We start from the raw sequence: 23,511 nt of genomic DNA, 5'->3' as shown, positions 1-23,511 counted from the left end.
GCCGTCCATTCCGCCCGCCGCAGGCTGCATGCATTTTGCGTCGGGTATTTGGGCGGGACATCGCCAAGCAGGAGAAAACGAGAGGAGCCTAATCATGACGCAAGGGGAGTCGTTTGTCTACACCTGTTGTCCTGGGTGGGGCGATCATGAGTTCTGCGCAATCAAGACGATCGTCAAAGACGGCAAGATCGTGCGTACCGAGAAGCCGAGCTACACCGGCGCGGAGGCGAACGAGGGCTACATCTGCCAGAAGGGCATCATGTCGTGCCGCCAGCCGTACAATCCGAAGCGCTTGCTGCATCCGTTGAAGCGCGCGGGCGAGCGCGGCGAGGGCAAGTGGGAGGAAATCAGCTGGGACCAGGCGCTCGATGAGATCGCCGCGAAGCTTCTGCAGCTGCGCGACGATTATGGCCCCGAGTCTCTCGCCATGTGGGACGTGGTGGCGTCGGTGCCGCCTTCGCAGGGACTCGCCGCCGTGTTGAGCTCGCGGTTCATGGGGCTTTGGGGCGCGACCGACCCCATTCAGGGGTACGGCCTCGACAACGGGCCGTTCTATGCGGCGTTCTTCGACATGGGCGACTTCTACAAGTACATGACGACCGATCCCGCGAACTTCGATACGTCGGATTACATCATCGTGTGGGGCGCCAACCCCATCGAAAACCAGCAGCGCATCGCAAAGCACCTGGTGGAGGCGCGTTCGAACGGTGCGAAGATCGTCGACATCGGGCTTCTGTTCGACGGCACGGCGGGCTTTGCCGACGAGTTTATCCCTGTGAAGCCAGGCTCCGATCCGGCGCTTTCCCTTACCATGGCGAACCTCATCATTCAGGAGAAGCGCTACAACGAGAACTTCCTGCTGTCCTACACGGTGGCGCCGTTCCTCGTGCGCGACGATACGGGCGAATTCCTTCGCGACGCGGACGGCAACTACCTGGTGTGGGACGTCGATGCGGCTGCGGCGATGCCCATGACCCCTGGTGAACAAGCGTCGCCCGTGGCGCATATGGAACTCGACGGCGCGCATGAGGTCGACGGCGTGGCGTGCAAGACGGCGTTCGCGTGCCTGCGCGAGCATGTGGCAAGCTATACGCCCGAATGGCAGGAGGGTGTTACGGGCGTCGCCCCCGAAGTGGTCAGGCGCCTTACTGACGAGTACGTTGCAGCCCCGAATGCCTATATCTTCGGCGCGCTGGGACTTCGCTACCAGAACCAGGGTGAGAGCTACCGCTCGTTCTATCTGCTCGGCATGTTGACAGGCAACTTGGGCCGTCCCGGCGCCGGCGTCACGAGCGAGATGCTGCCGGCAGGATTCCCGATGATTTTCAACGACACGCCCATCACCATGCCGCTTGGCCGCGAGGGCTACAAGGCGAAGATGCTGCGTCAAAACGAGTTCATCAACCAGGTGAAAAGCCAGAAGCCGTACCCGATCAAAGCGTTTTGGGTGATCGCGGGCAACCCGGTGCACAACTGCCCGAACCGCGGTCTGTGGATCGACGAGATCTTCCCGCAGATGGAGCTCATCGTCGACGTGGACATCTGGATGACCGACACAGGCCAGTATGCCGACTACGTGCTGCCCGACTGCATGCCGTTCGAGCGCTATGAGCTGGTGGCATCGGCGGCGTACAACCACATCGTCTTGCAGGAGCCGGCAATCGAGCCGCAGGGCGAGGCGCGCGACCCCACGTTCCTCTACAGCGAGCTTGCGAAGCGCGTGGGCTTGGGCGAGTACTTCGACAAGACGGCGGAGGAATGGATCGAGGTGCGCATCCAGTCGAAGTGGCCGATGATCGCGGGTATCCAGCCGCCGCTCACCTACGAGCGCTTGAAGAAGGAGAAGCTTGTGCGCGCGGCAACGCCCCCGGTGAACTGGGACCCGTTCATGGGTCTGCAGTTCAACACGCCTTCCAAGCGCCTTGAATTCTACTGCGAGCGACTGCTTCCCGTCGGGGCGCAGATGGCCGCGTATCGCGAGCCGCTTGAGGCCCCCACGCCGATGAGCTTGGGGAACGGAACCGCGAAGGGGAGGTATCACTTCTTCAGTGGCCGCCAGCGCTTCTTCATGCAATCGATGTTCACCGACGACCCGGTCATGGCCGACCTGTCGGGTGGGTATCCGACGGGCCGCATGAACCCGGCGGACGCGCAGGTGGAAGGCATCAAAGACGGCGACAAGGTGGAAATCTACAACGAGCGCGGGCATGTGACCATCGAGATGAAGCTCGACCAGCAGATTCCCCCGGGAACCGTGCAGTGTTGGTTCGGTTGGCGCCACGACGCGTTCGAGGACGGTATGTACTCCGAGCTCATCCCGGCGCTCGGCAGCGACTATACGCTCAACGATGTGTCCAAACATTGGGACAGCTGCGTGCGGGCGATCGGTGGTTTCCAGCCTGGGTTCGGCACTGGCGGCATCGGCGGCATGGCGGGTGCCTGGGATACGATTTGGGATTGCGCATGTGACGTGCGCAAGGTTGAGGAATAGGGGAGCGACATGGATGAGAAGACGATTCTGGTGAACCTGCAGCGATGCACGGGATGCTGGACCTGCTCCCTTGCTTGCAAGGTGGGAAACGGTCTCCCCGACGAGAAATTCTGGCTGACGGTGCGCACGGAAGGCAGCGGCGAGGGCATCGATCGGCCCGCGGGTGTGTGGCCTGACCTGCACATGAGCTGGATTCCCATCTGGTCGAAGAGCTGCGTGCGCTGTGGCGGGCGGCTGGCGGAGGGCGAGCTTCCCTACTGCGTGAACGCGTGCCCGAACGGGGCGCTTTCCGTTGGCGATGCCGCGGCAGGGGAATGCGAGGCGCTTCGGCAGCGGGGTTTCCGCATCTTCAAGCTTCCCGCCTGGGAAAACGCCGCCGATAATGTGGTGTACGCGTCGAAGGGGTAGCGAGGGTTAGGGCGAGGCCCAAAACCTGAGGCCGGGGGCTCCCCGAACGGCCAGGCATTGCCGTTCGGGGAGCCCTATCCAGGACCGCCGCGCATCTTCCTTTCGGAATCCGCCCGCTTTCGCGAGTTCGAGGCCGGGCGCCCCCATCGGTGCTGCTATACTTCCGAACCATGGATACACTATCGAACACACACCACGCGCCTGCCCGCAAGCAGCGCATCGCCGTCGTCACCATGGGCGTGAAGCTCGGCGACGAAACGCGCGGCTACACGCGCTTTCGCTTCCTGTCGGAGCTGCTCGTGCGCGAGGGCTTCGACGTGACGCTGTTTACCTCGTCGTTCCAGCATTGGGAGAAGGCCCAGCGCGACATCGAGAAGGCGTGCTATCGCGACCTCCCGTACCGCGTCGTCTTCATCCCCGAGCCCGGCTACAAGAAGAACCTCGACCTCGCGCGCATCATGAGCCATCGTAAGGCTGCGAAGAATCTGCGCCGCATGTTCTCGGAGCGCTTCGCCGCCGATGCCCGTGCGTTCGACCTTATCTACGCCGAGATTCCGCCCAACGACGTTGCCCGCGTGTGCGCGGAGACGGCGCACGAGCACGGCATTCCCTTCGTCGCCGACGTGAACGACCTGTGGCCCGAGGCTATGCGCATGGTCGTGAACGTGCCGGTCGTGAGCGACATCGCTTTCCGCCCGTTCGCGCGCGACGCGCATCGCGTCTACGAGCTGCTCTCGGGCGCGGTGGGAACCTCCGACGAGTACGCCGCGCGCCCCGCCGCCGATCGCGAGGAGCCTTACGAGCGCGTGACGGTGTACGTGGGGAACAACCTCGCCGCGTTTAACGAGGGCGTGCGCGAGAACGCGGACACGGTCGTGAAACCGGCGGGCGAGTTCTGGGTGACCTATGCGGGCACGCTCGGCGCAAGCTACGACCTTTCGACCCTCGTTCAAGCTGCAAAGCTCGCGGAGCCGCAGGTAAGCGGCTTGCGCGTGAAGATTCTGGGCGATGGCCCCGACCGCGATAAGCTCACCGAGCTCGCGAGCTCGATTGACGCGCCCGTCGATTTCCTCGGTTACACCCCCTACGAGCGCATGGCAGCCTGGCTCGCTGCGTCCGATATCACGGTCAACTCGCTTGTGCATGGCGCTGCCCAGAGCATCGTCACGAAAATCGGCGATTACCTGGCCGCGGGCATTCCCATGATCAACACGGGGGAGAGCCCCGAATTTTGCGCGAAGGTGGAGGCGGACGGCTTCGGCGTGAACGTCGCCCCAGGAAACGCGAGCGAGCTCACCCAGGCAATCGTGAAGCTCGCCGCGCACGCCTCGTCGCGCAAGATCATGGGGGCGAAGGCGCGCGATGTCGCATGCCGCCAGTTCGATCAGGCTCATTCTTACCAGGCGATAGTGGAATTGATACGCAATTTGCTCTAAGCGCACATCAAGCGGGCAGGTTCGTTGCACAATTAAGTGCTTGAAGTAACCTGGGCGCACGTGCGCTCAATCTGTTGGCCCATGACCGCGCGCGGCAGAGCGGCGGCGTGCGCGAAGGGGTGACGAAAGGACGGCATGCTCGTGAACGTGAAGCGCAACATTCCCTTTTCCCCTCCCGATATTTCTCAAGCTGAAATCGACGAGGTGGCCGATGCGCTCCGAAGCGGCTGGATCACCACCGGGCCGAAGACCAAGCAGTTCGAGCGCGATTTGGCGGAATTCAGCCACACGACGCGCTTTGCCTGCTTCAACTCCGCGACGGCGGCGCTCGAATGCGCTCTGCGCGCGCTCGGCATCGGGCCAGGTGACGAGGTCATCACGAGCGCTTACACCTACACCGCCTCGGCGAGCCCTATTGTGCACGTGGGCGCAACCCCCGTGCTCTGCGATGTAGCGCCTGGCTCTTTCGAGATCGACTACGACCAGGTGGCGGACCTCGTCACCGAGAAGACTCGCGCTGTCATTCCCGTCGATGTGGCGGGCGTCATGTGCGACTACGACCGCCTGCGGGCAGCGCTTGAGAGCGTGAGCGGCAAGTGGCGGCCGCGCACTCCCCGCGAGGAACTTTTCGATCGCGTGCCCATCGTTGCCGACGGCGCGCACTCGCTCGGTGCGGTGCGCCATGGCCTTCATTCGGGACAGGCGGCCGATTTCACATCGTTCTCCTTTCACGCGGTGAAGAACCTCACCACGGCAGAGGGCGGCGCGCTCACCTGGCGCGATATCCCCGGGCTCGACTCGGAAGAGCTCTATCGCGACCTTATGCTGATGTCGCTTCACGGCCAAACGAAAGACGCGCTCGCGAAAACGCGCGTCGGCGCATGGGAATACGACGTGGCATTCTGCGGCTGGAAGTGCAACATGACCGACCTGCAGGCGGCACTCGGTTTGGCCCAGCTGCGCCGCTACCCAGGTCTTCTCGCGCGCCGTCGCGAGCTCGTCGAGCGCTACGAGCGCGGGCTGGCGGACCTGCCGTTTGCCCTCATCAAGCATTACGGGGATGACTTCGCGTCGTCGGGGCACCTCATGCTCGCGCGCATCGAGGGCGCCTCGCAGGAGTTCCGCAACGCGTTCATCAACGAGATGGGGGAGGAAGGCGTCGCCTGCAACGTGCATTACAAGCCGTTGCCCCTGCTCACTGCCTACAAAGATCTTGGCTTCGACATCGCCGACTTCCCGAACGCGCTCGCGCAGTTCTCAAACGAGGTCACGCTGCCCCTGCACACAAAGCTCTCCGATGACGACGTGGACTACGTGATCGCAATGTGCCACGAGGTGTTCGCAAGGCTTTCCGCTAAGGGCGTGCGCTAGATGTACCTGCGCTTCGGAAAACGCGTCTGCGACACCGTCATCGGCTTGATCGCGCTACCGTTTGTGCTGATCATCGTGGCGATTTGCGCACCGCTCATTTACCTTGAGGACAAGGGCCCCATCTTCTACAACGCGCCGCGCGTGGGCAAGGACGGCCGCGACTTCACGATGTACAAGCTGCGCTCGATGAAGGTGAACGCGCCTGACCTGGTGATGGAGGACGGGTCGACCTACAACGGGGCCGATGACCCGCGCATGACGCGCATCGGGGCCTTCATGCGCAAGGCCTCGATCGATGAGATGCCTCAGTTCTTGAACGTGCTCAAAGGCGACATGAGTGTTGTGGGTCCGCGCCCCGACTTGCGGCGCGAAACCGAGCTCTACGAGGGTGATGACGGGGAGAAACTGCTGGTCAAACCTGGCATCACGGGTTATGCCGCCGTCTATGGGCGCAACTCGCTGCCCTGGCGCGACCGCTTGAAGCTTGATGTGTACTACGTGCGCCATGTGTCCTTCGCGCTCGATGTGAAGGTGTTCTTCCGCACGTTCTACGTCATCTTCAAGCAGGACGGCGTCTATGTGGAGCCCGAAGACGGGGGCGTGAAGGAAGCTAACTAGACGCCAACCGAGGAAGCTACCAGCAAACCCCTGGCTAAGGTCGGTGCTCGCAGGGATTGGCCAAGTTGCAGGTATGATGTGCCTTCCTTCTCGAGCGCCCCAGCTGCCTCTGAGCTTTTGCTTTTTGCGTTTCGACCATTCGAAAGGAATTCCTGATGATTCGCTCTATCGTGAAGATGCCTGTGCTGCTTTCGGCTCCGAGTGTCGATGCCACGCCGCTCGATGCTGCCGTCGGGCAGGATTTGCTCGACACGCTTGCGGCGCATGCGCACGAATGCGTGGGGCTTGCGGCGAACATGATCGGCGTGCGCAAGCGCATCATCGTGGCAGCGTGCGCGGGCGGCGCGGTGCTCATGTACAACCCGGAAATCATCGAGGCGTCGGGCGAGTATCAAACCGAGGAGAGCTGCCTGTCGCTTGAGGGCACACGCCCCTGCACGCGTTTCAAGCGTATTAAGGTCGCCTATCTCGACGCGTCGTTCGCACCGCGCGAGAAGTCGTTTTCGGGCTTCGAGGCGCAAATCGTTCAGCATGAGATCGACCACTGCAACGGGGTCGTAATCTAAGGGCGCGCCCCGTTCCCGCTCTTCTACCTGCGGCGCTTGTCGATCTTGCGCGCGGTCACGTCGCCGATCGCCTGGAACACGATGACGAGCACGACACACAAAAGCACGGCGAAGATCATGACGTCGGTCTGGAAGCGCTGGTAGCCGTAGCGGATGGCGATATCGCCCAAGCCGCCGGCGCCCACGGTGCCTGCCATGGCGGAATACCCGAACAGCGTGACGAACGTGATGGCCGCGCCGCGCACGAGCGAGGGCAGCGTCTCTTTCAAATACACCTTCCACACGATTTGCCAGGTGGAAGCGCCGAAGCTCTGAGCTGCCTCGACGAGCCCGCTGTCGGTCTCCTCAAGGCTCTGCTCGACCATGCGTGCGGCGAAGGGCGCGGCCGTCACCACGAGGGGCACGACGGCTCCCGGCACGCCGAGCGAGGTTCCTACGATAAAACGCGTGAACGGGATGAGCGCGACGAGCAGAATAATGAAAGGCACCGAACGGCCGATGTTGACGATCCACCCGACGATGGTCGAGACGACGCGGTTAGGGCGCAACCCGTTCGGGCTGGTCACCACCAAAAGGATGCCAAGGGGGATGCCGATGACGTACGCCAAGATGGTGGCCACGCACGTCATGACGAGCGTGTCGATGGTGCCCTGCAAAAACAAGTTGCCGTACTGGGCGAAAAAGGCGGAGAAATCGAACATGGCCTACTTCACCTCCAGGCTGTCGAAGGAAACGAGCTCGCGGGCGGCCTCGCTTTGCGGGTTCTCGAGCACTTGGCGCGTCGGGCCTTCCTCCACGATGGCGCCCTCGTCGATCACGGCGACGCGGTCGCAGATGTGGCGCGCCACGGCAAGGGAGTGGGTGATCACCACGAGCGTTACGCCGAGCTCCTTGTTGATCTTCGCGAGCAGGTTCAAAACCGACACCGTCGTGCGCGTGTCGAGCGCGCTCGTGGCTTCGTCGCAGAGCATGATGCGCGGGTTGTTTGCGAGGGCGCGCGCAATCGCCACGCGCTGCTGCTGGCCGCCGGAAAGCTCGCTCGGATAGCGCTGCGCCTTGTCGGCGAGCTCGACCACTTCGAGCAGCTCGAGGGCGCGCTTCTTGGCGGCATCCTTCTTCTCGCCGCGAATGGTGAGCGGGAACATCACGTTGTCGAGCACGGTGCGCTGCTGGAACAGGCTGAAGCTTTGGAAGATCATGCCGATTCCCTCGCGCAGACGCCGCAGGTCACGGCCCTGGTAGTTCGTCACATCGACGCCATCGATGAGAATGCGCCCCGACGTGGGACGCTCGAGCAGGTTGATGCAGCGCACGAGCGTTGACTTGCCTGCGCCCGACTGGCCGATGATGCCGAAGATCTCCCCCTCGCCAATGGTAAGGCTCACATCATGCAGGGCACGATGTGAGCCTTCGCGAGCGAGGTAGACCTTTTCCAGATGGTCTAGCTCTATCATTCGCTTTCTAACTCCTTTGTGGGCGTCCCTTAGAACACGGGGACGACAGCGCCGGCGTAGGTGTCGTTGATGTAGGTGCGAACCTCGTCGGACGTGAGTGCTTTCACAAGAGCCTTGATTTTATCAGAATCTTGGTTGCCATCCTTCACGACGAGGACATTCGCATAAGCTTCAGCGGCGAGCGAGGTGGCGGACTCGGTTGCGAGCGCGTCGGTGGTCTTGAAGCCCGCGGGAATGGCGTAGTTGCCGTTGATGCAGGCGATGTCGACATCGGCGACGATGTTGGGAACCGTTGCAGCCTCGACTTCCTTGAGCTGGAGGTTCTTCGGGTTGGAGACGATGTCGTTGGTAGTGGCGTTGATACCCGCGTCGTCCTTCAGCGTGATGAGGCCGGCATCCTGGAGCAGCAGCAGCGCGCGCGCCTCGTTGGTGGCGTCGTTGGGAACGGCGACGGTCGCGCCGTCAGCCAGGGCGTCGAGGCTCTTGGTCTTGCCCGGGTACAGGCCGAACGGCTCGTAGTGGACATCGGCGACGCTCACGAGATGCGTGCCCTTCTCCTCGTTGAAGTTGTTGAGGTAGGTGATGTGCTGGAAGTAGTTGGCGTCGACCTCGCCTTCCTCGGTCACCGTGTTGGGCTGCACGTAGTCGGTGAACTCCTTCACCTCGAGGGTGTAACCTTCCTTCTCGAGCAGCGGCTTCACGGCGTCGTTTAAGATCTCCGCATGCGGCGAGGGGGTTGCCGCGACCGTGATGGTCTTGTCGTCGGAGCTTGCCGACTTGTCGGAGCTTGCACCCTGCGCGCCGCAGCCTGCCAGGCCGAACGCGAGCACCGCGCCGAGGGCGAGCGTTGCGACGAGCGCCGCTTTCTTCTTCTTGAAGTTGATTGCCATTGATGATGTCCTTTCCTGGGACGCGTTGCCTCGGGGGAACGCGTTCGCTTCCATTCGACGTTCTCCATAGTATCGCGAGCGTGGGGTAAGTGGTAGTTCGAAAAACAAATGCCTGGCTATCGTAATTTGCGATATATCGAAAACGCCGCTCTGCCCGAGAGAGAATTAGCCGATGGTGAAGGGGAGGGGCCGAAGCTTCGCGAAACTGTTAACCCCATCGAAACATGACCCGATATAATTGGAAGGTATTCCAAGGCGCGGCCTGCGGTGCAGCTGCGTTTGCGCGGTGCGGGGCACACCGCCGAGAACGATCGAACGCAAGGAGCATATGCCATGTCATCCAATCCGGAACAAGATTTCGTGCTCAAGACCATCAAGAGCCGCGATGTCCACTTCGTCCGCTTCTGGTTTACCGACGTGCTCGGCAACATGAAGTCGTTCGCCGTTATCCCGAGCGAGCTCGAGAACGCCTTCGAGGACGGCATGGGCTTCGATGGCAGCTGCGTCGAGGGCTTTTGCCGCACGCGCGAAAGCGACATGCTCGCCTTCCCCGACGCCTCGACCTTCCAGGTGCTCCCGTGGCGCCCGGAGAGCAACGCGGTGGGGCGCATGTTCTGCGACATCCGCACGCCTGACGGCAAGCCCTTCGAGGGCGACCCGCGCCAGGTGCTCGCGCGCGAGGTCCAGCGCGCGCTCGACATGGGCTACGTGCTCAACGTAGGGCCCGAGCTTGAGTTCTTCTACTTTAAGGACCAGCATTCGACCGAGGTGCTCGACCACGGCGGGTATTTCGACCTGACGAGCCTCGATTACGCCTCCGACCTGCGACGCGACACGGTGCTCACCCTGGAGAAGATGGGCATCCCGGTGGAATATTCCCATCACGAGAACGGCCCTTCCCAGCACGAGATCGACCTGCGCTTCACCGACGCGCTTTCTATGGCCGACGCCGTGATGACCTACAAGCTGGTCGTGAAGGAAATCGCCATGAAGCACGGCGTGTACGCGTCGTTCATGCCCAAGCCCCTGGCCGATGCCCCTGGGTCGGGCATGCACGTGCATCAGAGCCTGTTCGATCTCGATGGCAACAACGCCTTCTTCGATCCGAACGATCCGCTCGGCTACAACCTTTCCGACCTGGCGAAACACTACATCGCCGGCCTTTTGAAGTACGCACCCGAGTTCTGCTGCATCACCAACCAGTACGTGAACTCCTACAAGCGCCTGGTTTCCGGCGGGGAAGCGCCTACCTACATTTCCTGGGGCGCCCGCAACCGCTCGACGCTCGTGCGCATCCCGGCGTATCGCCCGAACCGCGAGGTGGCGTGCCGCGTGGAGCTGCGCAACCCCGACCCGGCGGCGAACCCGTATCTGGCGTTCGCCTGCATGCTCGCCGCGGGCCTTGCCGGTATCGAGGAGGAGCTGCCCCTGCAAGATCCGACCGAGGGGCTCGACCTGTTCGAGCTTTCGCGTCAGGACCTGCGCAAGCAGGGCGTCCGCACGCTGCCCGAGAGCCTCGGCGAGGCGGTGGAGCTCTTCGCCGAGTCCGAGCTCATGAAAAAGACGCTCGGCGAGCACATCCACGGCTACCTGGTGGAGACGAAGCGAGCCGAGTGGAACGAATACCAGGGCACCGTTTCCGAATGGGAACGCAACCGCTACCTTGAGGTCCTCTAGATGCGCGCCCTGCATGCGGGAAAGGTTGAGCCATGATGCAGAGGAAGACGGTTCTTTTCATCGCCGATAGTCTCGACAACGCCCATAAGTTCCAGTCCGTGCTCTCGGGGCTCGATGTCGACGTGGTGGCAGGTTCGTCTGCGCAGTTCAAGAAGCTGCTCGCCCAGCATCCATCGCATGACCTGGTGATTTACGAGGCGCGCGGCGATGCGCTCGACACGGTGGCGCAGGCCGAGTCGCTTTTGGTGGAGGACGGTTCCACGTCGATGCTCGTCATCGTGAACGAGGCGCAGCTGTCCGAGTTTCGCCTGCCCGTGCAGATCAAGGCGGACTTCGTGGTGCACGGCGCGTCCGCCGAGGAGTGCGCCGCCCGCATTCGCCAGCTTTTGTGGCCCGGCAACGAGAGCTCTACCTCCGATTACATCTCGGTCGACAACATGACGATCAACTTGGCGACCTATCAGGTGAAGGTGAACGGCGAGCCGCTCGACTTCACGTACCTGGAATACGCGCTGCTCGCGTTTCTGGTGACGCATCCGGGCCGCACGTACTCGCGCGATGCGCTCCTGCGCCGTGTGTGGGGCTTCGATTACTACGGCGGCAGCCGCACGGTCGATGTCCACGTGAGGCGCGTGCGCGCGAAGCTCGGCCCTGAGCTGGCGCAACGTCTGGAAACCGTGCGCGGCGTCGGCTACCTCTGGAGCGCATAGGCGCTTGCGCCCCAGAGGCGGGAAAGCCTAGCGGCGCTTGCTGGCTTATATGCGGTGCGCTGAGGTGCCTTGGGGATTATCTGAGGAGCGCCGAGGCGTTTTCGAAAAAGTTCACTTCGAAAGGGAGATTCTGGCACAAAAACCGAGGTATCCCACGGAGAAAGGTCCAACTCGGGAGGTTGCTTCAATCTAGCGACTCGCCTTCAACAAGAAATCCCAGGTCGCGAGATCTTTCAAATTGAAATTGCCTTCCAGCTCTGATTTCTTCCGTGGGATGCCTCGGTTTTTGTGCCAGAAATGCCCCCTCGACGTGTAATAAAATCGCGAAAGGGTCTCTTCCTGAGGGATAGCTCTCGATTCGTGCCATGTCGCCTCCGCTATCCTTCAGGATTGACGCCAAAGCTTGGCTATTTCGTCCGAGTTGGACTTTTGGGTGGTAGCGCGCAGAGATGTGGTGTAAGAGGCGGGGCATGCCCCGCCTCTGCCCTCTTTTGAAAGGGCAGGGACGCCGCCTAGAATTCGTCGTTGGAGTAATGAAGGTGACGAATGAAAGGAAGAGCGATGTCCCAAGAGGAGAGTGTACTGCACCTCGGCCGCGACGAGGTGCGCGAGATGGCGAGGTTTTGGCAGGAGGGCGGCGACGCGCGCGAGTTCGCGTGCATGGTGCTGGGGAGCGTGATGAACGCGCTGATGGACTCCGAGGCCCAGCAGATGTGCGGCGCAGGCCGCAACGAGCGCAGCGACGGCAGGCGCCCCCAACCGCTACCTATACGATGACGCGCTGGGGCAGGGCGCCTACGGCACCCCCTACCTGGATTGGGATTGCTCGCCCGATTCCCCCTTCTCGATCGTCTACGGGCACCATATGGACGACGGCAGCGTGTTCGCCGACTTCGCGCGCTTCTCCGACCGCGGCTACGCGGAGGCACATCGGACCATCCTCGTCCGCACCCGCGCCGACGGAGGGGCCCACGAGCTGCGCGTCGTCGCCGTGGACGTGGTGGACGCGGACGACGAGAGGGTCCGCGTCTCCTTCGAAAGCGACGAGGAGCGGGCCGCCTTCCTCGGCGAGCGGATATCGCGCAGCGACCTGGTGCTCGAGGAGGCCGACCTTGCGGGTGCCAAGGTCTGGGCTTTCGCGACGTGCAGCTACCAGACGCCCAACTCGCGGACGGTGGTCTACGCGATCGAAGGAGGTGAGAAGGGATGAAGGCGCTTCTCTTCGTATTCGGGATGTTCCTCATGTGCAACGCGATCCTCGCATGGTGCTGCCTGAAGGTGGGGTCGATGAGCGATGACGTGCGATGAGTTCTGCCCGCAGATCTGGACGGGGTCTTTTGCGGAGAATATTCGCTGCATCGCGAACGGATGCCATCGAGTCAGAAAACTGCGAACGTTGCGGCGGATCCCAGCCCCGGCATTTCGCGGAAATCCGCGCCCGATTTCCGAGGGGATCGCGCCGGACCGCTGCGGAAAGGAGCCAGAACATGGAAGGAAGGGTTTACGGATACGCCCGCGTGTCGGCGAAGGATCAGAATCTCGACAGGCAGATAGTCGCCCTGTCCGGATTCCCGGTCGACAGGAAGGCCATATTCGCCGACAAGGCTAGCGGGAAGGATTTCGAGCGACCGGCGTACAGAAGGCTCGTCTCCAAGATCAAGCCTGGCGACGTTGTGGTGGTCAAGAGCATTGACAGGCTCGGGAGGAACTACGAGGAGATCCTGAACGAGTGGCGCTTCATAACGAAGGTCAAGAAAGCCGCTATCGTGGTGATCGACATGCCGCTGCTCGACACGAGGGAGACGAAGGACAACCTGACAGGAGTTTTCATTGCAGACATTGTCCTTCAGCTGTTGAGCTACGTCGCCCAGGTCGAGCGCGACAACATCAAGCAGCGCCAGGCCGAGGGCATAGCCGCGGCGAAAGCGCGGGGTGTCCGCTTCGGGAGGCCTCCGAAGAGGCGCCCAAAAAACTACGCTGCTACCAAATCCGCCTTCCTTTCCGGATCACTAACAAGAAAAGAAGCGGCGGCGAGGCTTCGGATAGGTACGACCACTTTTTCAAAATGGTTGAAAGAGGACGATATGGTCAATTCCGACGGTGCTGTTGACATTGATTTCAAGCCACCATCGGAACAAAAACGCACATGAATGGCTTTATGAGACCATTGCGATAGCCATAAAAGTAGACGTTTGCGGCCACTCATAATATCGAGATTATTAGCCCTAGATGAAACATAAAGTCCCAGCTATGCACTATTGGGCTGAATCATACTACTTCCCTCCGCAAACGTCTACGTTTGCGGAGGGAAGTAGTATGAAAGGAGTGGCGACGTTGACTCTGGAACAGATAATCAATCGACTCTCGCGCAGTGAGCTTGAGAGACTTAAGAAATGCGCCGAATACGGAATGTACGACGAGCTTCTTCAACTGTTGAAGGCGTATGGCTATGACGAAAATGATAGCCCTGCCTCCATCGGGCAAAAAGTCAAGAAACTCATAAGATAACGACCGAAAAGCCTGGGTGGCTGCCAGTCGCCTTTGCTGTAGCAGTCATGCAAATAGGTAAGCCAAAGTACTTTTGACTTCTGTTTAACACTATCGGGGCAGTCTCCGCTCCGAGACGACAACAGGCTTAACCCCAAGGAGAAAAAATGATAGGTGCCCCTTTAGTTCGCTTTGCATCGGATGCCGATGCAGCTGCGGCAAAACGAAAAGAGATAGCTGAACGCCTGCGCAAGGGAGAAGAGGTCCGTGTCACGAACTCGGGCCAGGTTGTTGAGCCGACGGACCCCGAAGCTGTCGAGGGCAAGACTCTCAAAGCCCCTGAAGGCAAACTAGCTTAGGGGCGACAAATGAGTGGATTCTATTGGTATCAAAGGAACCCGCAGCTTTTTGAGGCGGAAAAGCTTGCCATGCGTGAGAATTTTCCCAACTTCACGTTGGAGAAGCTTGATGATGGAAGGATTTGCTGGGTAGGTGATTTGAACCCACGCGGGAGCTCTGGCGGGGTTTGGACTCTTATGGTCGTGTACGATCATAACCACCCTCACAACAACACTTACGGAGGCTCCCTTAGGGTCTACTCGGTCAAGCCGGACTTGAACGATCTTTACAAGGCTGCGGGGTCATTGCCTCACGTGCTGCGCGATGCGAACGGTGATTTGTACATGTGCACCGCTAGGCCCGAAGATGTCGATTCAGGAAACGTCGCGACCTCTGCCGCGAAAGCGCTCGGATGGGCTGCCAAGTGGATTTTCATTGTCGAAGAGTGGCTCGAAGGAGATCTTGGAGATGAAGTCTTCGAGCATACTTACTAACTTTGGCGGCCGTTTGGCATCTAGCAAGCGCAAACCAAAAGTCATCTTTTCCGCCCGTGCCTACGCGGCGCTGCTTTCGGAGGTCCTAGATGAGGTTCGGACCGAAACGGGCGGCGTGCTGCTCGGCTATTGGGACGATGGCGTTTGGCAGGTGGTCGAAAGCGTCGATCCGGGTCCGTCCTCTCGTTTCGAGACCGCGTATTTCGAATACGACCAGGACTACGTCAACCACCTCATAAACAAGGTGTCGAGAATATACGACAAGCAACTTGACCTCATAGGGCTGTGGCATCGTCATCCCGGCTCGTTCGACAGGTTTTCGGCAACGGATGATGAGACAAATTTGAAGTACGCATCCTTGAGCAAGCATGGTGCCGTTTCTGCATTGGTGAACATAGACCCCCATTTCAGGCTGACGGTCTATCAAGTTACGGCGCAGCCTCTGCGCTACGAAAAGATTCCCTACGAGGTGCTTGATCGCGACCTCGACCAAACTCAAGCACCGTATGCGAACGCCGCCAACAGGATGCTTCAAATCGAGAGGGCTCTCATCAGTTCTCTGGCTTCATGTGAGACTGACAATCGTATCGACCAGATTCATGCGAGTTCCGTTCGCGAGGCCCTGGAGGCCTTCCTGGCGAAGCGCTCTATGGCGGATATGGCCAATGTTGAAGTCGGGACGGTCGAAACATGGATGGACGAGGATTTCGTCTTGGTTCTTTCTGCTCTGGATGACGACGTGAGAGAACTCGAGAACAGGGGCGTTGGAACAACGCTCCAGCCGAATGGCTGCGGACAGCTTTCTTTGGTAGCGGAAGACGGATACGGGGATTCATTGAGACTCATAGAGGGCTTCCGTCCTCTAGATGACGGGCGAATACTCTTCGCGGTCGAAGGGCAAACCTATTTCTACAACCCTGGATTGCTCTCTCTGGCATGCAAGGAGGCTTCGCTATGATTCTCTCCCAGGATGCTAGACGGCAAATCAACAAGGCTCTAGTACCCAGCGAGATACTCGAGAAGGGCTGCACAGAAGAGCTGCGGGCGACCTTTCACCCCTCGTCGGGTATCCTCAATATATTCCCTTGTGACGTTCCCCTTGTCGGAGAGGCTTTTCTCAAGGGGTGTTGCGACTATCCGGAATGCAGACAAGGCGACGGTGCGACTTACGACTTTCGCATCGTCGTAGATGAGAACGACGAAAGATCCGTCTTATTCCGGGGCACGAGGTACGAGGCGCACGCGTACGATTTAGTTCAGAGTGTGTTCTCGAGAAACAGCGGCTTGATAGAGTCAAATATGATGGCGAGCAAAGCCGTCGCCATCTTCGGCTGCGGATCGGTAGGCAGCCTGGTTGCCTTGACGCTCGCACGTGTCGGAGTGGGCCACTTCCTGCTTGTCGACAACGACGTTCTCGAGTATCACAACATCTGCAGGCATCAGTGCGGCATCCATGAAGTCGGGGAATTCAAGGTCGATGCTCTTAGAGCCCGCATCCTGGACATCAACCCCACGGCCCGAGTGGAAGTCTGCGCGACGCTAGCAGAATACGTCCAAAAAGAATCCTGGGATCGATGGGTTGGCGAGAAGCGAGCCCTGTGCGTCGGGTGTGCCGACAATCGCGAGGCCGACGTGTACGTAAGCGACCTGTGCCTGTACTATTCAGCGCCCTTCCTCAGCATCGGCTTCTGGGAGAGGGCGTTCGCCGGAGAGATTTTCTACTGGCTTCCCGATTCCAAAATGGCATGCTACAAGTGCGCTCTAGGCGACGGGTCGTTCGACGGCAGGAACTCCGCCAGCAGAAGGCTCTACACGACCCAAGAGAACCTCGAAGACGTTCATTTCGAGCCGGGAATTGCCGCCGATATCGACTTTGTCACGAATATTGGAATAAAGGTCGCCATAGACATCCTCAACATTGGCAATGACGGCTTCACGCAGAGGCTGCTGCCCGAGCTCCAGCAGTATACGCTCGTCTGTAACACGAACAACCCTGCTATAGGCGGGGAGATGGCAGAGATATTCAGCTATCCATTGCAAGTGACCACATCCTTGAAAGTCAGCCCCCTGCCTGGCTGCGATTGCTGCGGGGAAGGTGGCGGACATGAGTGACTCGCGTGTATGCCAGGAACTGCATATCCTCTGCGTCGATGCAGGCTGTGCGCTTGCCGACCTGAGGGCCAAGTGGGAGCCCATACTGGCAGACGCTCCCAGCGATCCGAAAATTAAAGAATTCGATGAAAGGTACATGAGACCGTTGAAGCTCGACGGCCTCAAGCTGCTCAAATCCTTGGTAGAACTCGAGGAAGCACTGAGCGATCCCTGTATGCGCAAGGTGGTTTTATAGCATGGCGGGGTTCAGTTTCAAGAATACTCCAGAGCTGATCAGCTCGATTAATACGCTTGTCGCGCGATGCGAGGCGCAAAGCAACGAAACGTTTGCCTACTACGGCGGCATGCGTGCCGAGGTGGAGCAATCCGTGGAGGAAAGCCGGCGGAGCATCGCGTCCAATCTGGCCGAACGCCAGCGCAAGCGGGATGCCGGACTGGAGCAGATGCTTGCCAAATGCAGAGAATACGCGCGGTATATCAAGGACCTCAACGATAGCGCCCGCAGCAGTTCGAAGGCGTATCAGAAAGCATGCGCCGAAGCCGAATGTTTGGACATACAACAGCCGCAGTATTCGATAGAAACGCTCGACCGCTGCCAAGAGAAACTCCATGAGCTGTCCGAGCAAGCAAAACTCTCTTACGGCCAGATCGCGAACACCGGAGGGATCAGCGGCCTGATCGGCGCTGTCAGCGGAGAGTCGAAAAGAAACCACACTACTCTGATCGACGCCTACAAAAGCAGCAAAGACGTTCTTCGACGTGCGGAAACCCTCGTTGCCGGCATCAAGAGGGCAGAGGCCGAATCGGACAAGGTTTCTGCAGACATGCAAATCGAGGATGCGGTGGCGGAGGGAACCGAGCTGCTGATTCAAATCGAGCGGAAAGAGGGGGCCGACATAGAGGCCAGCCAGGCGCTTCTGCGCAGGCAGCTTAACGAGCTGATCCCCTCCGCCACGATCGCTGCTTTGGCTGAGCTTTCGGAGCTGGCAGCGCCCGCAGAGGGCAACATCCCCCTCGGTCTTTGCCAGCAACTGTATCTGGGCAGCTACTCTTACGCAATCCAGGGCTGGCCTTTCTCGGCGGCGCTATTGGGTATAGAGCAAGTCGTCGAAGACCAGTTTGGCCCTTGGTACGGGTCAGGGCGCATCCGCGTTCCTGCGTTGCTGGATAGAGCAGAAGCGTCCAGCGTCATTCTGTGCGGAAGCACCGAGGCAACGAGCCCGGCTCTCAACTGGCTGGCCGTCTCCGAACTCGAAGCCAATCAGGCCCCCGGCCAGACCTTCATCTTCATCAACCCTAGCGGTGACAGGAAGGTCTTCGAGCCGTTCCTCGCGGGAGTAAAGGAATGCCATGAGGTGTTCGGGGAGAGGGTGATAACAGACAGGGATTCCGCATCCGACGCTCTCGCGAGAGCGGTCAACGTTATCGACGACAGGAACCAAAGGCTGCTTATCGGATACAGGGATGTCTTCGAGTTCAACGAAGATGACAATACAGCGGAACTGCCCCTTATAACCTTATGCATGTCTGCAAATCTCAAGGATGTCGACAGGCGTGACGCAGAAGCGATAAAGAGCATAATTCGAAACGGGTCGTTCTGCGGTGTCAACATCCTGCTGGCACTTGATGTAGAAGCTTCAAGCATAGACGAGGCCACTGAGTTTCTGACGGACTGCAGCGATGCCGTAATCGGATGGCCGAGCAAGAGCGAATATACAATCGACATCGGCAAAGGCGTCGAAATCAGATACGAGCCTGTTGACCACACGAGGCTGGCATCTGATCTTTCCCGCGTGAAGGAGCAGGTGAAGAACAGGCTCTCGCAAAGCGTGGATATCGAATCGGTCTCCCCCGCAACTTCCTGGCACGAAGGAAGCACGTTGCGGGGGCTGGCTATACCGATAGGCAAATCTCCCGATGGAACTCTCGTTTCATTGGAGTTCGGACCCGAAGTGAGCAATGGCATATCCCATTTCGGCCTAATGATAGGCGCCACGGGCTCGGGAAAATCATCCCTCCTGCATTCCCTCATCATCTCCTCCTTGCTGAAGTATGGCCCTGACGAGCTCCAGCTCTACCTGCTCGACTTCAAAAGCGGAGTCGAGTTCGAGCTTTACTCGAAATACAAAATCCCTCAGCTAAAGCTCCTGGCCCTCGACGCCATGCAGGCATTCGGCCTAAGCGTGCTGAGGGAGCTCATGCAGCAAATGGACGAGAGGAACCGACTGTTCAAGGGCGCGGGGGTTGGCAATATCGAGGAATACCGCACGACCACGGGTTACGCCATGCCTCGGATACTCGTGCTGATGGATGAGTTTCAGACCCTCTTCAACGAGGATCACGACAGGCGTGCCGCAAGGGAGTCATCGGTTCTCCTGGCGGACTTCATATCCCTAGCGAGGAACTGCGGAATACACTTCCTCCTGTCGACGCAGACCCTCGGCAGAATCCGCACAGGCAATTTCAGCGTAAACCAATCAACGCTGGACGAAATGCATGTAAGGATAGGCCTGCAGTGCTCGGCGGACGAGACGGAAAAGCTGTTCGGGGGCATCTTCGGCAAGCAGGCATACGACCTAATGGGTTCCCAGAAGGGCAGCGGCGTGCTGACCGAAAACGACCTCAAGCTGCCACCATGCGCATTCCGAGCAGTCTTTTGCGACAAGGAGAAGCGAGCCGAGCTTCTGAAAACGATCGAGGACCGATATTCGGCAATCAACCCAATCGAGGGCACGCGGGTCTTCAGAAGCGACACCGTTCCAGACATCAGGGATGGGATGGGCCGTCGTATCAGTTCGTCTGCAGATGCGGCAAAGGGCATCCCTATCTTCCTGGGAGAGCCGATAAGGATCGGCTCCCCGGTAGTCCTCGACGTCAACAGGCGTATGCGCTCGACCCTGCTTATTGCAGGCGGAGACGCGGGAATGCTTGACTCGCTTGTAGCCAATTACATGTTCTCCGCCTTTTTCGCGAAAGACCGTCAAGGCTCTGAAGGCGAAGCCTTGTATCGCGCGCATCCGACCGTGTACCTATGCGAAGGTCGTGCCATTTCGGGGGATTCGGGCAGCGAGCTCCTGTCCAGGGTCTGTGCTGGCCGGCACGAGGACGTCAGAGTTGCGAAGAGCAATATGGACGCCCTCCGCTTCCTCGACGAGTTATACAGAATAATGATCGAGAGGCAAAGCAGCGAGGGTGGCTCGTATCAAACGATTCATTTCGTAATAAGCGAGTACCAATGGATGGACGCATTCCTCGCGATTTACGAGAGACGCGACAGTCAATATGACGAGGAGCTTGGCGGAAAGCGGGTTGAGGATGATCCCGATGCAATGCTCGATGAATTATTGAGTAGCCTATCACGTCCGGCTTCTGGAGGGGATGTAAGAAGAATCGAAAAGCTCGAGCGTCTCATCCAACGCGGGTACGCGTACGGGATCAACGTCGTTGTGGGAACAACGGATTTCGCATCCCTGCGAGAAAGGCTGTACGACCTCGTGCCGAACATGCAGAGCCGAATCGTTTTCTCCCTGAGCGAGGATGACGCCGAGAGGATAGTGCGCGGTGCGCTGGGTCAGATGGAAACGCTCAGGCCGAACATGGCGATTATCACCGACGGGCGCAGCGAGCCCGAGATATTCAAGCCTTATCGGATTTCGACGATCTAGGAAAGAAGGAGTGGGTGCAAGATGACAAATTACGCATCAGTCGAAGCGATGACGAGGATGATTACGAGCATCACCAAAACCATCCAAGCTGAACAGGTGGTAGTCGAATCGCTTAGGAAAGATTACCAGGCAGTCGGGCTGGAATGGAACGACTCCCAATACGAGAAGCTGGGCCCGGTGATTGACGATGCCGTGAGGGAGCTGAGCGGGAACCAGACAAAGCTCAGCGAATGCATAACCAGGCTGCAGCTGCTCAGGACGAAGCTTGAAGAGTATCTGAGCACGACGCTGTGATAAACGGCCATGGCGGAATCAGGAAACAGGGCGGCAGAGCTGCTCGAGCTGGGCAAAGCCATGTCTGATTACGGGCAAATCCTTGATCAGGCCGTCTCCAACGCGCATCGAATAATCGAAGAAGTCGATGCGAGCGTCACGAAGGCTATACAGGATGCCGCAGATGGCGCAGGAGGTTGGGGGCTCGATCGGGAATCTGAAGATTACCAGGCACAACGAAGAGCCATGACAAAGTTGTTGAGGCAGCTAGAAGCGGCGGCGGGAAGGTATCGGGAGGCGAGAGACAACCTTCTGTCGATTACGTCAAACGGCGCCGGTTCGGAAGACTGTTTCGCTGCACGCGCGTCGCTTGAGAGACTGGCTGGAGCGTTGGAGGCGTATTACGGAGTGAGGCTTCTTGAAGATGCCGCTACGGAGGAGACGTCTTCTCAAAAGGTTAAGACGAAAAGGCGATTGTAGAGAAAGATTCAGGAAAGATGTCAATCAGGATCGGCGAAGATGGAAGCATTATTTCCTCGGAGGGGGAAATACAACAGGGGCAGAACCCACTAATTGGAGAAGATGGGAGCATCAGGCTCAACGAACAGCCTACTCCCGGTAGGCGCGCGTCGTACGGCGGGGCGAGGAGGCCTCCCTCCTCGCCGTTGATGAATTCCACCAATAGCCAACGAGCGGGTTCATCTTCGGAAGCGAGCGAAAATGCCTCGTTGGCGGACCATGCCGCATCGCGTGGAAGCTCTCGGCCGATGAGCACAATCGAATACGAGCTTCAAGTTAAGAAAGCCGAATTGGGCAGATGTATTCGCCCCGCTCCTATCGTTGTTTGCGTGATTTTCATCCTGCTGTCAATACTGATGTCTTCTTTCGTGCCGGCAATCGTTTCCGCATGCGCGGCAGTATTCATCGTCATGGATTTCGTAAGAAGGAGTCAGGTTGCCGAAGAGGTGCAGCGACTTGAAGGCGAGCTAGAAAAAGCGCAGAGCGGAGGTGTGCAATGAGCGAGTTTGACGCTATGTCCATCAAGCAACTCATGGATGCTGCAGAAGAGTGTCTGGAGGAGAAATCTGACGCCTACAACCCAGCAAAAGCCGCCGACCTGTTTAAGAGGGCTGCTAGACTCGGCAGCATGACCTCACTAGAGAAGCTTGGCGACTGCTACTTCTACGGCAGGGGAAGAGATGAGGACGACAAAGCCGCCCTCGAGGCTTATGCACAAGCATATGAAGCTACTGGTAGCAGCTACAGCGCATACCAGCTCGGGCGCATGTATACGTTCGGATGGGGCGTTGAATCTAACTCTAGCAAGGCGAGAGATTTTTTGGAAAAGTCCTGGGCGAATGGCTATGCGGCTGCGGCTGGAATTCTCGGTGACATCTGTCTAGAAAGCGCTCGCGAGACGAAAGATGCTAAGAGTACTGAAGGGGCTCTGAAATGGTATCAGAGAGGGTCAATCAAAAACGATCCTTATAGCACGTATCGCATGGCTCTTGTTTTCTCGATGGGCGATTACGGAGTGCCTGAGGACAAGAAGAGGGCCTACGATCTCTTGATGAAGGCATCTGATTATCCTCGGGCACTCGGATATCTAGTGGCCAACAACGGGTTGAACATGTGTAGCAACGATCAATTCTCCGAATTTGTGAAAAAAGCTGTCGATATGGCGGAGTCTATGGGTGATGGACGTCTGTTCCGCTGTCTCGGAAGGGCTTATGAGGGGAAAACTCGATTGGGAGAGGCTCCCGAGAAGTCCATCGCATACTACGAGAAGGCTTTAGCGGCGGGCGACGGCTTTGCTGGATACATTGCGGGAAGCAACTATCTGTACGGATGGTATGGATATCCAGAAGATGCCGAGAAAGCGGAGCAAATGTTGACCAAAGGCTCAGATCTCGGGTGCGAACAAGCAATGTCTACCTTGGGGGATCTCCACAAGAAAAGAGCGGAGGAAGTTTGGCCTCCCAATCCCGAGGAAATGCGGGCCGCTTTCGAGTGGTATGAGAAAGCATACCTAAACGGTGGAACGACTTGGGATGCAATGCATGCTGGCGAAGCAGCATTAAAGACGAAAGACGATTCGCTCAATGAACGAGCTGCCGCTTGTCTAAAGAGTGCCATGGAGGATGACATCTATTGGTCATACATTCCGCTGGTGAGGCTTTCACTGGCTGAGGGGACTTCGACTTACAATCCGAATCTTGCGCGCCAGTCACTAGAAAAGGCTCGAAACGAGAAGATCGTCGAATACGAAACCGGCGAAGTCGACTATTTGACGGGGCTTATGTTTGAAAAAGGGCTCGGTTTACCAGCTGCAGCGAACCAGGCGGTCGAGTTCTATCTGAAGGCATCGGATAAGGGAAGTGAAGAGGCAAAAGATGCTCTCAAAAGATTTAAGAAGGGCATTTTCGGATGGAAGCTTATTAAGTAGAAAGACCAGCTAAATGATGTCAAGGGCTTTCCGAGACATTTTTAGATAGAACTTTGACAATCGAATATGGGATA

General features: G+C 58.8%; 23 protein-coding genes. 20 read left to right on the top strand and 3 right to left on the bottom strand.

Going from position 1 to position 23,511, the window contains the following annotated elements:
* Positions 1 to 94: 94 nt before the first annotated feature.
* From Q0I65_RS07415 to Q0I65_RS07390, 6 genes are all read left to right on the top strand, one after another.
* Positions 95 to 2,491 (top strand): molybdopterin-dependent oxidoreductase, encoded by a 2,397-nt coding sequence (locus Q0I65_RS07415; protein ID WP_296061838.1) that lies wholly within the window; start codon positions 95 to 97, stop codon positions 2,489 to 2,491.
* A 9-nt stretch (positions 2,492 to 2,500) separates the two neighbouring features.
* Entirely contained in the window at positions 2,501 to 2,899 is a 399-nt protein-coding gene (locus Q0I65_RS07410; protein WP_158049938.1) for a 4Fe-4S dicluster domain-containing protein, read from the top strand.
* A 170-nt stretch (positions 2,900 to 3,069) separates the two neighbouring features.
* Entirely contained in the window at positions 3,070 to 4,335 is a 1,266-nt protein-coding gene (locus Q0I65_RS07405; protein WP_296061833.1) for a glycosyltransferase family 4 protein, read from the top strand.
* Between the two features lie 135 nt (positions 4,336 to 4,470).
* Complete coding sequence (locus tag Q0I65_RS07400) at positions 4,471 to 5,706, top strand: DegT/DnrJ/EryC1/StrS family aminotransferase (protein WP_296061830.1); 1,236 nt, start codon at positions 4,471 to 4,473, stop codon at positions 5,704 to 5,706.
* Complete coding sequence (locus Q0I65_RS07395) at positions 5,707 to 6,324, top strand: sugar transferase (RefSeq protein ID WP_296061827.1); 618 nt, start codon at positions 5,707 to 5,709, stop codon at positions 6,322 to 6,324.
* A gap of 155 nt (positions 6,325 to 6,479) precedes the next feature.
* Positions 6,480 to 6,890: a peptide deformylase gene (locus tag Q0I65_RS07390; RefSeq protein WP_296061825.1), complete on the top strand. Its 411-nt coding sequence runs from the start codon at positions 6,480 to 6,482 to the stop codon at positions 6,888 to 6,890.
* A 23-nt stretch (positions 6,891 to 6,913) separates the two neighbouring features.
* On the opposite strand, the gene Q0I65_RS07385 is transcribed toward Q0I65_RS07390, so the two are convergent.
* From Q0I65_RS07385 to Q0I65_RS07375, 3 genes are read right to left on the bottom strand one after another with little or no spacing between them, the layout of a single operon-like run.
* Positions 6,914 to 7,591, bottom strand: coding sequence for a methionine ABC transporter permease (locus Q0I65_RS07385; protein ID WP_296061823.1), 678 nt, complete (start codon positions 7,589 to 7,591; stop codon positions 6,914 to 6,916).
* A gap of 3 nt (positions 7,592 to 7,594) precedes the next feature.
* Entirely contained in the window at positions 7,595 to 8,344 is a 750-nt protein-coding gene (locus Q0I65_RS07380) for an ATP-binding cassette domain-containing protein (protein WP_296061821.1), read from the bottom strand.
* A 29-nt stretch (positions 8,345 to 8,373) separates the two neighbouring features.
* Positions 8,374 to 9,234, bottom strand: a complete 861-nt coding sequence (locus Q0I65_RS07375; RefSeq protein ID WP_296061818.1) for a MetQ/NlpA family ABC transporter substrate-binding protein — start codon at positions 9,232 to 9,234, stop codon at positions 8,374 to 8,376.
* Positions 9,235 to 9,567: 333 nt separating this feature from the next.
* On the opposite strand from Q0I65_RS07375, the gene Q0I65_RS07370 reads away from it, so the two are divergent.
* The 14 genes from Q0I65_RS07370 to Q0I65_RS07305 all read left to right on the top strand — a co-directional run bounded on the left by Q0I65_RS07370 (position 9,568) and on the right by Q0I65_RS07305 (position 23,437).
* A complete protein-coding gene (locus Q0I65_RS07370) occupies positions 9,568 to 10,911 on the top strand; it encodes a glutamine synthetase family protein (RefSeq protein ID WP_296061816.1) in 1,344 nt (447 codons plus the stop codon).
* A gap of 32 nt (positions 10,912 to 10,943) precedes the next feature.
* Positions 10,944 to 11,621, top strand: coding sequence for a winged helix family transcriptional regulator (locus Q0I65_RS07365; protein WP_296061813.1), 678 nt, complete (start codon positions 10,944 to 10,946; stop codon positions 11,619 to 11,621).
* Between the two features lie 561 nt (positions 11,622 to 12,182).
* Positions 12,183 to 12,398 carry a hypothetical protein gene (locus Q0I65_RS07360; protein ID WP_296061810.1) on the top strand — a complete coding sequence of 72 codons (216 nt, stop codon included), beginning with the start codon at positions 12,183 to 12,185 and terminating at the stop codon, positions 12,396 to 12,398.
* A 4-nt stretch (positions 12,399 to 12,402) separates the two neighbouring features.
* Positions 12,403 to 12,831, top strand: coding sequence for a class B sortase (locus Q0I65_RS07355; RefSeq protein WP_366513237.1), 429 nt, complete (start codon positions 12,403 to 12,405; stop codon positions 12,829 to 12,831).
* A gap of 277 nt (positions 12,832 to 13,108) precedes the next feature.
* Positions 13,109 to 13,771 (top strand): recombinase family protein, encoded by a 663-nt coding sequence (locus Q0I65_RS07350; protein WP_296061808.1) that lies wholly within the window; start codon positions 13,109 to 13,111, stop codon positions 13,769 to 13,771.
* Positions 13,772 to 14,476: 705 nt separating this feature from the next.
* A complete protein-coding gene (locus Q0I65_RS07345; RefSeq protein WP_296061804.1) occupies positions 14,477 to 14,941 on the top strand; it encodes a hypothetical protein in 465 nt (154 codons plus the stop codon).
* Positions 14,916 to 15,899 carry a Mov34/MPN/PAD-1 family protein gene (locus Q0I65_RS07340; RefSeq protein ID WP_296061802.1) on the top strand — a complete coding sequence of 328 codons (984 nt, stop codon included), beginning with the start codon at positions 14,916 to 14,918 and terminating at the stop codon, positions 15,897 to 15,899. The genes Q0I65_RS07345 and Q0I65_RS07340 overlap by 26 nt, the downstream gene beginning before the upstream one ends.
* Before the next feature lie 341 nt (positions 15,900 to 16,240).
* Positions 16,241 to 17,053, top strand: coding sequence for a ThiF family adenylyltransferase (locus tag Q0I65_RS07335; RefSeq protein WP_296061798.1), 813 nt, complete (start codon positions 16,241 to 16,243; stop codon positions 17,051 to 17,053).
* Positions 17,046 to 17,288, top strand: a complete 243-nt coding sequence (locus tag Q0I65_RS07330; RefSeq protein WP_296061795.1) for a hypothetical protein — start codon at positions 17,046 to 17,048, stop codon at positions 17,286 to 17,288. The genes Q0I65_RS07335 and Q0I65_RS07330 overlap by 8 nt, the downstream gene beginning before the upstream one ends.
* A gap of 1 nt (position 17,289) precedes the next feature.
* A complete protein-coding gene (locus Q0I65_RS07325) occupies positions 17,290 to 20,718 on the top strand; it encodes an FtsK/SpoIIIE domain-containing protein (RefSeq protein ID WP_296061792.1) in 3,429 nt (1,142 codons plus the stop codon).
* A 21-nt stretch (positions 20,719 to 20,739) separates the two neighbouring features.
* The gene (locus tag Q0I65_RS07320; RefSeq protein WP_296061790.1) at positions 20,740 to 21,012 is read left to right on the top strand and encodes a hypothetical protein; all 273 of its coding nucleotides are present in this window, start codon (positions 20,740 to 20,742) and stop codon (positions 21,010 to 21,012) included.
* A gap of 9 nt (positions 21,013 to 21,021) precedes the next feature.
* Entirely contained in the window at positions 21,022 to 21,471 is a 450-nt protein-coding gene (locus tag Q0I65_RS07315) for a hypothetical protein (protein WP_296061787.1), read from the top strand.
* Positions 21,472 to 21,488: 17 nt separating this feature from the next.
* Positions 21,489 to 22,010, top strand: a complete 522-nt coding sequence (locus Q0I65_RS07310) for a hypothetical protein (RefSeq protein ID WP_296061785.1) — start codon at positions 21,489 to 21,491, stop codon at positions 22,008 to 22,010.
* Positions 22,007 to 23,437 (top strand): hypothetical protein, encoded by a 1,431-nt coding sequence (locus tag Q0I65_RS07305; protein WP_296061781.1) that lies wholly within the window; start codon positions 22,007 to 22,009, stop codon positions 23,435 to 23,437. Before Q0I65_RS07310 ends, Q0I65_RS07305 begins: the two co-directional genes overlap by 4 nt.
* Positions 23,438 to 23,511: the final 74 nt, after the last annotated feature.

It is taken from the genome of uncultured Ellagibacter sp. (assembly GCF_934643285.1).
Lineage (GTDB): Bacteria > Actinomycetota > Coriobacteriia > Coriobacteriales > Eggerthellaceae > Ellagibacter.
The sequence above is the reverse complement of the archived record's forward strand: the minus strand, read 5'-3'. Positions and strand labels throughout refer to the sequence as shown.

What these genes read in the sequence shown, in the direction of transcription:
- Q0I65_RS07415 (WP_296061838.1), top strand. Translation starts at nt 95, where the DNA reads ATGACGCAAGGGGAGTCGTTTGTCTACACCTGTTGTCCTGGGTGGGGC.
- Q0I65_RS07410 (WP_158049938.1), top strand. Translation starts at nt 2,501, where the DNA reads ATGGATGAGAAGACGATTCTGGTGAACCTGCAGCGATGCACGGGATGC.
- Q0I65_RS07405 (WP_296061833.1), top strand. Translation starts at nt 3,070, where the DNA reads ATGGATACACTATCGAACACACACCACGCGCCTGCCCGCAAGCAGCGC.
- Q0I65_RS07400 (WP_296061830.1), top strand. Translation starts at nt 4,471, where the DNA reads ATGCTCGTGAACGTGAAGCGCAACATTCCCTTTTCCCCTCCCGATATT.
- Q0I65_RS07395 (WP_296061827.1), top strand. Translation starts at nt 5,707, where the DNA reads ATGTACCTGCGCTTCGGAAAACGCGTCTGCGACACCGTCATCGGCTTG.
- Q0I65_RS07390 (WP_296061825.1), top strand. Translation starts at nt 6,480, where the DNA reads ATGATTCGCTCTATCGTGAAGATGCCTGTGCTGCTTTCGGCTCCGAGT.
- Q0I65_RS07385 (WP_296061823.1), bottom strand. Translation starts at nt 7,591, where the DNA reads ATGTTCGATTTCTCCGCCTTTTTCGCCCAGTACGGCAACTTGTTTTTG.
- Q0I65_RS07380 (WP_296061821.1), bottom strand. Translation starts at nt 8,344, where the DNA reads ATGATAGAGCTAGACCATCTGGAAAAGGTCTACCTCGCTCGCGAAGGC.
- Q0I65_RS07375 (WP_296061818.1), bottom strand. Translation starts at nt 9,234, where the DNA reads ATGGCAATCAACTTCAAGAAGAAGAAAGCGGCGCTCGTCGCAACGCTC.
- Q0I65_RS07370 (WP_296061816.1), top strand. Translation starts at nt 9,568, where the DNA reads ATGTCATCCAATCCGGAACAAGATTTCGTGCTCAAGACCATCAAGAGC.
- Q0I65_RS07365 (WP_296061813.1), top strand. Translation starts at nt 10,944, where the DNA reads ATGATGCAGAGGAAGACGGTTCTTTTCATCGCCGATAGTCTCGACAAC.
- Q0I65_RS07360 (WP_296061810.1), top strand. Translation starts at nt 12,183, where the DNA reads ATGTCCCAAGAGGAGAGTGTACTGCACCTCGGCCGCGACGAGGTGCGC.
- Q0I65_RS07350 (WP_296061808.1), top strand. Translation starts at nt 13,109, where the DNA reads ATGGAAGGAAGGGTTTACGGATACGCCCGCGTGTCGGCGAAGGATCAG.
- Q0I65_RS07345 (WP_296061804.1), top strand. Translation starts at nt 14,477, where the DNA reads ATGAGTGGATTCTATTGGTATCAAAGGAACCCGCAGCTTTTTGAGGCG.
- Q0I65_RS07340 (WP_296061802.1), top strand. Translation starts at nt 14,916, where the DNA reads ATGAAGTCTTCGAGCATACTTACTAACTTTGGCGGCCGTTTGGCATCT.
- Q0I65_RS07335 (WP_296061798.1), top strand. Translation starts at nt 16,241, where the DNA reads ATGATGGCGAGCAAAGCCGTCGCCATCTTCGGCTGCGGATCGGTAGGC.
- Q0I65_RS07330 (WP_296061795.1), top strand. Translation starts at nt 17,046, where the DNA reads ATGAGTGACTCGCGTGTATGCCAGGAACTGCATATCCTCTGCGTCGAT.
- Q0I65_RS07325 (WP_296061792.1), top strand. Translation starts at nt 17,290, where the DNA reads ATGGCGGGGTTCAGTTTCAAGAATACTCCAGAGCTGATCAGCTCGATT.
- Q0I65_RS07320 (WP_296061790.1), top strand. Translation starts at nt 20,740, where the DNA reads ATGACAAATTACGCATCAGTCGAAGCGATGACGAGGATGATTACGAGC.
- Q0I65_RS07315 (WP_296061787.1), top strand. Translation starts at nt 21,022, where the DNA reads ATGGCGGAATCAGGAAACAGGGCGGCAGAGCTGCTCGAGCTGGGCAAA.
- Q0I65_RS07310 (WP_296061785.1), top strand. Translation starts at nt 21,489, where the DNA reads ATGTCAATCAGGATCGGCGAAGATGGAAGCATTATTTCCTCGGAGGGG.
- Q0I65_RS07305 (WP_296061781.1), top strand. Translation starts at nt 22,007, where the DNA reads ATGAGCGAGTTTGACGCTATGTCCATCAAGCAACTCATGGATGCTGCA.